This is a genomic window from Candidatus Hydrogenedentota bacterium (assembly GCA_019695095.1).
Lineage (GTDB): Bacteria > Hydrogenedentota > Hydrogenedentia > Hydrogenedentales > SLHB01 > JAIBAQ01.
This window is the reverse complement of the sequence record JAIBAQ010000180.1, coordinates 1-11,921: the sequence shown is the minus strand read 5'-3', so window position 1 is coordinate 11,921 and position 11,921 is coordinate 1. Positions and strand designations below refer to the sequence as shown.

General features: G+C 57.2%; 12 protein-coding genes. All 12 read left to right on the top strand.

All coding sequences use genetic code 11. The features are described 5' to 3' along the window. Window positions 1–197 (top strand): EutN/CcmL family microcompartment protein (locus tag K1Y02_21220; GenBank protein MBX7258898.1); only part of this gene is annotated, 197 nt, incomplete at its 5' end. Between the two features lie 25 nt (window positions 198–222). Beyond that, complete coding sequence (locus K1Y02_21215; protein MBX7258897.1) at window positions 223–726, top strand: hypothetical protein; 504 nt, start codon at window positions 223–225, stop codon at window positions 724–726. A 5-nt stretch (window positions 727–731) separates the two neighbouring features. Then, window positions 732–2,078, top strand: a complete 1,347-nt coding sequence (locus K1Y02_21210) for an aldehyde dehydrogenase EutE (protein ID MBX7258896.1) — start codon at window positions 732–734, stop codon at window positions 2,076–2,078. Window positions 2,079–2,525: 447 nt separating this feature from the next. Beyond that, window positions 2,526–3,083: a BMC domain-containing protein gene (locus K1Y02_21205; protein ID MBX7258895.1), complete on the top strand. Its 558-nt coding sequence runs from the start codon at window positions 2,526–2,528 to the stop codon at window positions 3,081–3,083. 117 nt (window positions 3,084–3,200) lie between these two features. Then, window positions 3,201–3,464 carry a EutN/CcmL family microcompartment protein gene (locus K1Y02_21200; protein ID MBX7258894.1) on the top strand — a complete coding sequence of 88 codons (264 nt, stop codon included), beginning with the start codon at window positions 3,201–3,203 and terminating at the stop codon, window positions 3,462–3,464. Window positions 3,465–3,561: 97 nt separating this feature from the next. After that, complete coding sequence (locus K1Y02_21195) at window positions 3,562–3,837, top strand: EutN/CcmL family microcompartment protein (protein ID MBX7258893.1); 276 nt, start codon at window positions 3,562–3,564, stop codon at window positions 3,835–3,837. Beyond that, a complete protein-coding gene (locus K1Y02_21190; GenBank protein MBX7258892.1) occupies window positions 3,834–4,592 on the top strand; it encodes a class II aldolase/adducin family protein in 759 nt (252 codons plus the stop codon). Before K1Y02_21195 ends, K1Y02_21190 begins: the two co-directional genes overlap by 4 nt. A 196-nt stretch (window positions 4,593–4,788) precedes the next feature. Next, window positions 4,789–5,880, top strand: a complete 1,092-nt coding sequence (locus K1Y02_21185; GenBank protein MBX7258891.1) for a hypothetical protein — start codon at window positions 4,789–4,791, stop codon at window positions 5,878–5,880. A 145-nt stretch (window positions 5,881–6,025) separates the two neighbouring features. Continuing rightward, window positions 6,026–6,640 (top strand): hypothetical protein, encoded by a 615-nt coding sequence (locus K1Y02_21180; protein ID MBX7258890.1) that lies wholly within the window; start codon window positions 6,026–6,028, stop codon window positions 6,638–6,640. A 31-nt stretch (window positions 6,641–6,671) separates the two neighbouring features. Then, complete coding sequence (locus K1Y02_21175; GenBank protein ID MBX7258889.1) at window positions 6,672–8,027, top strand: hypothetical protein; 1,356 nt, start codon at window positions 6,672–6,674, stop codon at window positions 8,025–8,027. Window positions 8,028–8,903: 876 nt separating this feature from the next. Continuing rightward, window positions 8,904–10,925, top strand: coding sequence for an MCP four helix bundle domain-containing protein (locus K1Y02_21170; GenBank protein MBX7258888.1), 2,022 nt, complete (start codon window positions 8,904–8,906; stop codon window positions 10,923–10,925). Window positions 10,926–11,181: 256 nt separating this feature from the next. Continuing rightward, window positions 11,182–11,921 (top strand): hypothetical protein (locus K1Y02_21165; GenBank protein ID MBX7258887.1); only part of this gene is annotated, 740 nt, incomplete at its 3' end.

The following is an 11,921-nucleotide window of genomic DNA, read 5'->3' as shown; positions in this document are numbered from 1 at the left end:
AGGCGAAGGAGACGGGCGGCTACGTCGTTGCGGTTGACGCCGTCGGCGCGGGCATTGGCGAAGTCGTGCTTGTCGCCTCGGGAAGCAGCGCTCGGCTTACCGAAGCCACGCGGGATCGCCCCAGCGACGCCGTCATCATGGCCATCGTGGATTCGTGGGACATCGACGGCGTCATCAAGTGGCGCAAAGATGCGTGAGACATCTTAGAGGGGCGAGGGACAGTTGAAGGGCAGAGAACTCAAGTCCTTTTGCGGAATCGAGGTAAACTGGTTCGTCTCCAATCGATTCTACAAGGTCTACTTGGCACGAGATGTCATGCTTTGGGCTCGACTGGCCGGGTACGTTTTCGACGAAGAGTCTGCAAAAAACAGCGCACAGACAGCCCATTTTGTCGAACCATACGTGCTCATGTACTTCAGGCGATTGGTTCGGCGGCGTGAAGCGAACGAATTGAAATACGACGAAATGGATCTGGCAACCGATCGCTTTCTGGCAGAAGATTCCAAGAATATTAGGATGCCCTTTCGGGACTTGACCAAAGTGGAATTTGTGACGAAAGGCCACGTTGGGAACTATGCGTGGGCCGGACACTCAACGCAGGGGTACCTGAACGTCACGGACATGCATGGCAAGCGGCGACGGCTGTACGTGACGGATGCCGGCGAGCCTCGCGAGACTGAGGCTATGCTCAGAGAGTTTATCCCATCTCTTGAGTACAGAGAATAGAGAGTATGAATCTAATTAAAGATCCGCAGCATCCAGCAAGGAACAATGCAATGGTCGACGAAGCCGTCTCGAAGGCCCTTCGAGCTTTTCAGGAAATGGGCGAATGCTCGTTGGCTCTGCGCTACCGGCTCGTGGAAGCCATGCGTGAAGCCGCGACCATGCACGTCAAGGAACTGTCCATCTCCGCCGCTGAAGAAACGGGCCTCGGCCGCGCCGAAGACAAAGTTAAGAAGAACTTGCTCGTCATCGTGAAGACTCCGGGGCCCGAGATGCTCGAACCCCGCGCGAAGAGCGGCGACAACGGACTTATGCTGACCGAGCGCGCCCCGCACGGCGTCATCGGTTCTATCATACCCACGACCAATCCGACGGAAACGGTCATCAACAACTCCATCGCCATGATTAGCGGCGGTAACGCGGTCGTTTTCAATGCACACCCCAGCGCGCGCAAGTGCTCCAACCGTTGCGTGGCCATACTGAACGAGGCCATCGTCAATGCGGGAGGACCCGCGAACCTGCTAGCCTGCGTGGATGACCCGACCATCGAGACCGCCCAGGCACTCATGCGCCACCCGCGCATTGCGCTTCTCTGCGTGACGGGTGGCCCGGGTGTTGTTCAAGCGGCCATGCTCTCGGGGAAGAAGGTGATCGCCGCGGGGCCGGGCAATCCGCCCGCGGTCGTTGACGAAACCGCCGACATTCCGAAAGCCGCGCGCGACATCGTCGCCGGGGCGTCGCTCGACAACAACATCATCTGCACCTCCGAGAAGGAGACCATTGTTGTTGCTTCCGTTGCGGACGAACTGAAGCGCCACATGATCGCGAGCGGATGCGTTGAAGTGGCCGGGCAGGACATCGAACGGTTGTGCGACGTGATTTTCGAGTCGCGCAAGGGTCGCCACGGCGTCATCAACAAACAATGGGTCGGCAAGAACGCTTGCCAGATTCTCGCTCAAATCGGGATTCAGGCAACCCCTGAAACGCGTCTGGCCATCTGCGAAGTTGAGCGCGACCATCCACTCGTCTGGACCGAGCAACTGATGCCGGTGATGCCTGTGGTTCGAGTGCGAGACGCCGACGAAGCCATTGAGTTGGGCGTGGCCTGCGAAGGCGGCCGCCGCCATACCGCGACCATGCACTCCCGCAATATCGAGAAACTCAGCAAGATGGCGCGGCTCATCAACTGTTCGATTTTCATCAAGAACGGCCCCACCTTTGCCGGATTGGGCATGGGAGGGGAAGGCTATACTTCCTTCACCATCGCCAGCCCCACCGGTGAAGGTATGACCTCTCCCATCAGCTTCACGCGCGAACGACGTTGTACGCTCGTCGACTCGTTCAGGATTGTGTAACACCGGAGATTGGTGTGCGTGGGAAAGAAATCGCGCAAAAGAGGTGCGGAAGCAGAGTTTCATTGGGGGTGGGACTGGCAATCCTTCGGCAGGTTAATTGGCATTGCTGCAGTCATCGCTGCGGTTTTGCTGTCTATTGCCGCCATGCTGTCGGGGAATGCCCTGGAAGAGCGGCGACAATTGATGGGGTTGACTGAGCTAGATGTAGTTAAGAAATGGGGCCAGCCGATCTCTGTCAATATTGACGGCCAGGGGCGGAGATGCTTGATCTACCAGCACTATGTCCAGAGCAGGTATAGGCGAAACACTCGTACGACGATCGTAAGAATAGGTGCCGAAGGGAGAGTAGATTCTGTATGGTAATAACGTGGACAGACTAGGGAACACATCTGAGACACCGGGGCCAGGTTGCCGAGCGCATACCTCAAGCAAACAAAGGAAATCTGCGTGTCGGTTCTAGGAATGGTCGAATTCGCGGCAATCGCCGTAGGCATCCGAGCCAGCGACGCAATGGTCAAGGCGGCGCCGGTCGAGTTGCTGGAATCGCGCCCCATTACGCCTGGCAAGTATATGACCTTGGTCACCGGCAGCGTTGCGGCGGTTGAGGCTTCGGTGGCTGCTGGCGTTGCGGACGCGGGGCAGGTCAACGTGGTTGAGAGCTTCGTGCTCGCGAATCTCCACGAACAAGTTCTGCCTGCCATCAAGGGGACTGAGCCGGGGCGGGACATCGAGGCGGTCGGCGTGATTGAATCGTCTGCCGCAGCCGCGATTGTCGAGGCAGCGGACGCTGCCTGTAAGGCCGCGCCCATTCAGCTAATCACGCTGCATCTCGCAAACCACATCGGAGGAAAGGGGTACACAACCTTCACCGGTATCCTGGCCGACGTGGAAGCCTCCGTGGAAGCTGGCGCGCGGGCTGCGGGGGAGCACCTCGTGGAGCGGGTTGTCATACCCAACCCGTATCCCGAGATTTGCGGCTATTTGATCAAGCGCCCGAGTTGGTAAACAGAGTATAATTTGATCGGCAAGGGGTAGTGCTGGTCATTGCAGTGTGCAGTAAAGGGTTGAGCGAGGGTTGAACTGCGCGGCGGAACAGGGGTGTTCGCCGGAGTGCGGGAGATCATGATTCCAGGACAAGTAGTGGGCCGGCTGGTCGCCACCCAGAAGCTCTCCGCTTTTGAAGGTGTGCGCTTTTTGCTTGTCCAACCCATCAACGAGCGCAAAGAGCCCTGCGGTCAGGCCGTCGTCGCGTGCGATTCCATTGGCGCAAACGCCGGCGAGTACGTCTATATGGCACAGGGGCGCGAAGCTACCTTTCTGCTTCCCGACAAATTCAACCCTGCGGACTTGACCGTCATCTCAATTATCGACGAGGTGACCGCATGAAGGGGACGAACCTGACTGGGACTTTGGTGTCAAAGAAGTGCGCGGTTTGTTTTGGCAGACCGCCCCGCCTTGGCAAGACGGTCAGCGGGGGAACGGGATGAAGCTCGCTCGCGTAGTCTCGCAGGTCGTTTCGACGCAGAAGCCCTCGTTTTATCGGGGTATCAAGACATTTATGGTCAAGCCCCTGAAGTTGGACGGCTCGGAAGACGGTTCAACGTTCGTGGCTGCGGACCGGGTACAGGCCGGAATTGGAGATTTGGTGTTAATTATGCAGGAGGGCAGTTCGGCTCGTTGCATGTACGGCGAGTCTGAAGCTCCTGTAAGAACGGTTATTGTGGGAATTGTGGACCACGTGGAGATGGTTTGGACATGACAGAACTGGATTTGAGGAAGGCGATCTGCGAGGCGGGCCGCCGGATGTACTCAAAGAACCTGACGGTGGCAACGGACGGAAACATAAGCGCTAAATTGGGTCCTGACCGGTATTTATGCACGCCAAGCGGGGTGTCGAAGGGGTTTATGGACCCGCGAGACTTGCTCATTGCCGACGGGAAGGGACGGAAGATTGCCGGTACAGGACGCGTCACGACGGAGTTCTTTACCCATTTGGCCGCCTACGAAGAACGGCCGGACGTAAATGCGGTCATCCATGCGCATCCTCCTAAGGCCATTGGGTTTACCCTGGCCGGCGTCTCGCTTGCTGACTGCGTGCTTCCTGAGGTCGTATACAGCATCGGTGGCGTGCCGACGACGAGCTATGCCACTCCCGCTACCCGCGAGGGAGGAGAGGTCGTGCGCGAGCATATTCGCAATTGCGACGCCCTGATGATGGATCGTCATGGTGCATTGACCGTGGGTGTCAGCGTTTGGGATGCCCTCTTCAAAATGGAGAAGATTGAACACGCAGCAGAGACTTTGCTCACGGCACGCCTTCTAGGAAACGTGCGCCGCCTGGAACCGCGCGAGGTGGAGAAGCTGTACGATGTTCGTGTGGACTATGGAGTTCCTGGGTTGGCGTATAAGTGCACCATGTGCGGATGCGCGCAAGATGAGAAAACCATGGAACCTAATTCGTGTAATCTGGATCAAGTAATCGGCGAAACGCTTCGTGTGTTGGGGCGTGGGTGAGAACGGTAAGAACGGCGAATACCGTTCATAATTTGAATCAGAATGATATAACTTGCAATTGTCCGTAATATCCGCTACTGTAGATATGGTACAGTTCCGGTTGAATGGCTAGAAATCAACTTGAACGCAGGGGCGCTATTCAATGGGGGTGACCGGAGCCTGGCTCCGAGTCTCGCCCGATGTGGGAGGACTAGGCGTGTCCGACAATCCTGAAGCTGGCGGCAAACGCGATGAGAAAATGCGGCTGTGCCCGACGTGCCGCATGGAAATCAGCGCGTTGGCAATTAAGTGCCGTTTCTGTGGCGAGCCGGTTGGCCGTCCGCGGGATGAATCGCGCGCGCTGACCATAGATGACCTCGGCGGTGAGACCATCCGCCACTATGCGCCTTCGTCTTCGGTCATGGAGGCCATGGAGGCGTTTCGCGCGGAAACGGAAGTCAGCAGCAATCCTCCGGCGGATGCATTGCCCAACAAGAAGAATATTCTGGGATGGGTCGGCAAGAAGTCGCCGATGGACTCCAAGGCTCCTTCGGTAAGCGACGGTCTTCCATCGTTGGACGAGAAGAGCCGGGCCTTGGCCGAGTTGGCCATGCCATCAAAGCCATCCACTCCCGTTCGCAGGCCAGTGAATCAGGGTCCGACATGGATTAAGCAGATCGGTGTGTTCGCGGGCCTCGTGGCGTCGATCATCATTCTGTATTTTGGCGGTAACTACGTTTGGGCCGTGATGACACGAAAGCCCGCACCGCCGCCGCCGACCTACGTCAATCCCGCAAAAGCGATTTTGGAGCAAGGCGGGGATCCCGTGGAAGCGTTGCAGGAAGCCATCAAGGCGTTGCGTCGTGAACCGCACCCGGATAACGAGCTCATTGCATCCGAAGCCCGACGCAAGCTCGTCGCGGCAGTCAACGATATGCTGAACACCAAGCCGTGGAAAGAAGAAGATCTGAGGCGCGCTCAATCCATGATTGGTGAAGCGTTTAAGAGCGACAGCAGCGAGAGCATACGTACGCTGAAGGAAGAAGTGGACCAGGAATACTTCAGCTACCGGATGACTCTGGTTGAGACTACCGGGAATTCCGCTACCTTCCGGCTGAATAACAAATCGAAGAGTGTTCTTGAGAAGCCTGACGCCTCCGACACCGTTACGGTCAAGGTGGGCGATACGATTGCCGATCGATTCACGGTTATGCAGATCAAGAAGGACTTCGTCCAGGTTCAGGATAGTCTGCGGCAAAATCGTCTCCTCACGTTTAACCGAAATAGCGCTGAAATAGCTTCTCCGTAATCCACCTGGACGCCTACCGTGCGGAGGGAGGCGCTCTTGTGATACGATGCCAACTGCCGTGAAGAGCTAAGCAAGCGCGGGTGGCGTCGTTGGACGTATTACCCCCCAGTGTTTCCCCTGCAAAGAAGGAGGCGTGTTTTTCGCCATGACGATTGATCGCATCACAACTTTCGCATTGTCGCTCGGCCTTTGCGCAATCATAGCCTCGTGCAGCAGCACGGGAGGCGGAAAGCGCGAGGAAGTACAAACCGATTCGTCCGGTCCCGTCGCGTCCGGGGATCAAGAAGCCCGTCTCCGCGGCATGGTCAGCGAGTACATCAAGATCTCCGGCCAGTCCGGTGGCGAAGGGCATGCGAAACTGATTGAGCGGAAGCCTTATTTCTACAAAGAGTACTCGGTCTACCCCGAAGGTCCCGACGCCTATACGCTCGAGATCCAGGAGAAGGAATCGCAGACAGCCCCGTATTCGGCCGTCGTGAAGATTGACAAGCAGCGCTTTGCCACCAAGATGTACCGCAAGCGGGACGACGCGGTTTCGGACAACAACTTTCTGCGCGATACAGGCTCGGAAACGATAACCTTCGAATTCCGAAACGGCCGCTGGTGGCGCGCGGGAAGTCTCTTTGTCGCGCAGAAGACCGAAGAATACGTGAACGGCGAGTGGGTACCTGCGAAAGAGGAAGTCGAGCAAGCCGTCGCCGCCGAGGAGCAAGACTCGAGCTGGTGGGATCGCGCGTGGTACTCGATTACCGGCAGGTAAGCGCTATGCCTGTCTGGTTGGCGGGCATCTGATGGGCGAGGTGCCTCAGGGGGAGGGCGCTCGCCGGGGATGGCATGCTGTCGAGTGGTTCGTAGCCGCACTGGCATTTGCAGTTGTGGCCTACTACGGTGTAGGCAATAAGCAAGGTGACCACGCCTACAGCAGGCTCGCAACAGTCTACAGTCTGACCACCGACGGTTCGTGGTACATCGACCGGCCCGAGGGCCAACCGCCCAATCCGTTCGAGGACTATACCGTCGACAAAGTGATGGTTCGCGGTATCGAAGAGGACGGTGTCGTGCGGGGTGGCCGCATGATATCCAGCAAACCTCCCGTACTCCCGCTCATCATGACCGGTGAGTTCCTGGCCATACGCGCGGCAACAGGATGGAGTCTCGACGACGAAACCCAGGCTCGCCGTGTCCTCGATGTCATGACCGTGACCATCATGGGAGGCAGCTTTCTACTCACGTTGGTCTTCTTCTTGAAGACGCTGAGACTCTTCGCCATACCGCCTGGTGTCCGTCTCGTTTTGCTCGTCGCTCTGGCCTTCGGAACGCAACTCATGGGATTCAGCACGAGCATTAGCAATCACGTGCCGGCCGCCGGGGTCCTGATGGTCGCCTCGTATTTCGGATTGGGACTCGCCGCGGAGAAGCTCGCGCCGGTTCCGGCGCGCTTCGTCGCATTCGGGTTCTTTGGAGCGCTTGTGCCCGAGCTCGACATGCCGCTCGGAGTGTTCGTCTTCTTTATCGGTCTTTCTCTGCTCACGCGCTTTCCAAGGCAGACACTGAGCTGGGTGCTCATGGGGGCTCTGCCTCCGCTGGCACTTCACGTGGCCATCATGATGGCGGTGACTGGCAGCCCACTTCCGGTGCAGATGCGAAAGATCACCTATCTCTTCGAGGACTCCTATTGGCGGCATCCGCTCGGGATAGACGGACTCAGCGAGCCCAAACCCGTCTACCTCTTTCACCTGACCTTTGGGCGGTGCGGCGTGTATGCGCTCTATCCGATCCTGCTCGCGGGCCTTGCCGCGGGACTAAAAGCCGTGGTCAACCCTAACGTGAAATACCGGTCTTTGGTGTTGGGCGGGGGACTGGGCGTGATTGTCTTAACCTATTACTACGTGACTCGAACGAACAACTACGGCGGGGAAGCGTACGGATTCCGATGGTTCATTGGTGCAATGCCCATTTTGCTGCTAATGGCGGCTCCGTTGCTTGCAGGCTTGCGGAAACGGTGGCAGTGGGCGTTCGTCTCGATGATGATGGCCATCTCCCTCTACTCGGGTGTGGAATGCATGCGCGTGGGCTGGGAGTCGGGAAAGGAATGGACCAGCAGGATCTTTGGACCCCCGTACGTGCAGGTGCAGGATGAGAAATAGGCCAGTTTTCCGATCCAGGGTGTGACCTCCTTCGACACCTGCCGGACTCACGTTGACGTGACGTTCTCCAGTCCTTCTCCTTTCCTCATACGCTTGAGGACCGCATCTTGTTCTTCTCTCCCTCCGCGCGAAGGGGGCATCACCTTCCCATCGAAATCCCCCTATGATGCGGTTTCCAAGAATTTTAGTGCAATGGATTGTGTAATCGAATTTCGTGGCTGGATGAGCACGATTGTAATTGTGTCTTTCGGCACCGAGACTCCAACTCTGTATCTGATCTGGTTTGCGTTGTGAAATGTTTCACTGCGAAGCTACTAGACCGCAAATTCTATTATGAATAACTATAAAGTCAATTTTTTCTTGCGCCATTTGCCGCTTGGGTGTATATTTTCCAACTGATGTGAAGAGTTTACCGAAAGGAGACTGGGGCTGTTTAGGACGACATGGTGACGAAGAGTTCTGACTCGGACCAGTAAACCGCCAAGCTACTGCAGATTCCACCTTTGTCTGAGGCGCATGGGGTGAATGGGGGAAGCCAAGGACCGCAGAGGCATTTTGACGAAAATGCCCAGGAGAATTGGATCTGCACGAAGTGTCTAGACTCCGGCATGGAAATCGCCCACGGGGGGAAATCGAGTTCCTGCAAGTCACGTGAGATCCGTGGCTTCGGCGCGTGCCCGCCGAAGACCTGGAAGCGAGCAGCCTACTGCTGTGTCGCTGAATTGCGCGTGTGATTGGACGGGATTCGAGGACAGAGAGCCGATTTCTGGTACGGCGTCATAGTGCTAGGGAGCGCACTTCTTCAGTTGCAGGTGTACTGCACACGCCGACTCTGGAAATGTACGGCAGCACGGTGGCAACAGAAGGAGTCAGGCTATGAAGTTGGGTACAAAGCTGATGGTGTCATTCCTGGGTGTGGCCGGGGTGGCGGCGTTGATTGGCGGAGTCGGTGTGTACAACACGAGGCGGCTGAGCGATTCGCTCGGCATGATCGGCGACACGAGCCTTCCGAGCGTGCGTCTGCTATTAACGATTTCGAACAAGATGGAAACGCAGCGGACGGCCAACCGAACGTTGATGAGCGTTCATATATCGAAGGAAAGGCGCAAAGCGGCAGTGGAATCCCGCGATAAAGCCTTGGTGGCAGTGCACGAGGCGTGGGATAAATATGAGAAGCTGGCGCGCTCAGCCGAGGAAGAAAGGCTGTGGCAGGAATTCAAGACATCTTTCGATCCATGGGACAAGGATCGGGAGAAGTATGTGGGTATGCTCGACGCTTTCGACAAGCAAGATATTCTGAATCCTGATGCGTTGACCGGTCAACTCGAGGGATTTCGAGGGGACCATTTCGCTCTATTGTTCAGGACCCAAACGCTTGCGGGCGGAGGTGCGGTATTCGAGGGCGGAGACGATCCTACGGCGTGTGCTTTCGGGAAGTGGGCGGCCAATCCTGGAACGACGAATCAAGCCGTACTCGGACTGATCGAGAAATGCAAACCTGATCATGCGCAATTTCATGGATGTGTGAAACGTGTCAAGGAGGCCGTTCAAGCTGGTACCAGCGAAGAAGCTGTGCGTATCGTTCGCGAGGAAATGATGCCCGCAGCGGAGAAGGTCGTAGGTCCTGACGGGTTGGGCGCGATAAAGGCGGAGTCAAAGAAGGTGCTCGACAACCTTCTGGCGATTAGCGATTTTGCTGCGACCAGTATGACGGTAAAGGGCGCAGACCTCACCAAAGCTCTGACTGCTTTGCTGGATGAGAGCGAGACGGAAGTCGACACGAGTGTTGATGACGCAGAGGAGTCGGCTTACCGCGGTCAACTGGTCATGGTGACGTGCCTGGCAGTGGGTCTGGTTATGGCAGTAGTCCTAGGTATCATCATTACTCGAAGCATCACCAAGCCCATCAATCGGATCATAGATTCACTGACTTCAGGCGCAGACCAAGTGTCTTCAGCGGCAAACCAAGTTGCCCAATCCAGTCAGCAGATGGCGCACGGCGCGAGCGAACAAGCTTCGAGCCTGGAAGAGACGTCCGCGTCCCTGGAAGAAATGGCTTCAATGACCCGGCAGAACGCCGACAGTTCGAACCAGGCCCGAACGATGAGCCAGCAATCGCGTAATGGCGCCGAACGGGGCAGCGAAGCGACCACACGGATGAACTCAGCCATTCAGCAAATCAGGGTATCGTCGGAGGCGACAGCCAAGATTTTGAAGACGATCGATGAGATTGCATTTCAGACGAACTTGCTGGCGTTGAACGCCGCGGTGGAGGCGGCGCGCGCCGGAGAGGCCGGGAAAGGGTTCGCGGTCGTGGCCGAAGAAGTCCGCAATTTGGCGCAACGGTGCGCGGAAGCGGCGCGTAATACGGCATCGCTTGTGGAAGAAGCCCAGAAGAACGCGGAACACGGCGTCACGGTTTCGGGCGAAGTCGCCGAGATTCTAGGCGTGATCGTTGGGCATGCACAGAAGGTGGAGCAGCTCATCAACGAGGTGTCGGCAGCCAGCACCGAACAGACGCAGGGTATCGACCAGATCAACACGGCGGTGGCCCAGATGGACAAGGTCACGCAGGCCAACGCGGCGAACTCGGAGGAGGCCGCGGCGGCGAGCGAAGAACTTTCGGCGCAGGCCGCCAATCTGGTGGACATCGTGGGCGACTTGGCGAAGATCGTGGGCACAAGCCAAAACGGGACCAAGCATTCTCGCGGTTCGGCGCCATCGAAGAAGCACCCGCAGACGCCGCCGGCGCGGCGCGCATTGACGCATCCTCCGGTCTCGAGTTTTAGCGAGCGGCGCGAGCCCCGGAAGCTGGTCGCGGCAGTAGGCAGCAATGGAAATGTCCATAATCCGGAAGAAGTCATTCCCCTTGATGACAACGATATGTCCGATTTCTAGTCGAGGATGCGCACGGAACGAGTGATTCCGTTTCGCTGAATCACACGAATTCTGCATCACTTCCCGGATGGCCCCATTTGAGGTGAGGCCATCCGGGAGCTTGTTTCTGTAGTAGCCCGCGCTTCTCCAGCATTTTCGCCGACTGAATATGAAGTGTGCTCGGCTTTTGTCACGCGTGGTTTCATTGACGGCCGTTCATAACGTAGGATAACCGAACGAACAGTAAGGTGCGCCGGGGGGCGCAGGAGGTGCACATATGCGGTCATGGAGTTGTAGGCTTTTTGTGGTGGGAACGATCTTGGCTGCGTATGCTTCGGCAGCTCCGGTTTCCCGGATCGTGCTGGATGGCGATTTCGCGGATTGGCAGTATGTCCCGGTGCATACGGATCCTCAAGACGATCAACATGACACGGATCACACGTTGCCCAGTGACACGCCTGCCTACGTCGATCACGAAGATGTCGACTTGATCGAGTTTAAGGTCACGCACGACGAAGACAACGTATACGCCTACTTCAAATCGCGCGGGATCATCGGCCGCACGCAGTCGCACACAGAGGGGACGGCCGGAAGGTACTATGTGATTGTCACGCTGGACGTCGATCAGAATGACACGACCGGCTATTGGCTGAACGAAGGCGGGTATTATCCGACGTCGAGCGGCTACGACATGAACATGGAAGTCGAGTTTTACGATGCGGCCTTCAATACCGGCCACTACCTCAACCACGGCTGCCTCGACGAAACGGAATATCTCCAGGCCCAGGACGACCAATCCAACGGCTTCATCATTGTGAAGGCGGGCACGTACGACTGGTACACGCAGTGGGTGTGGTGGGATACGCCACAAGGCAATTTGGGAGAAATCACCCTGCCGGACGGTCACAGTACCATCATGTGGGTCGAAGACAGGGGTCCTGTTTACCAGGGGATTATTGAGATTGCGGTATCCGCCGACGGGCACGAAGCCGAGATGAAGGCTCCATTCCGCGGGTT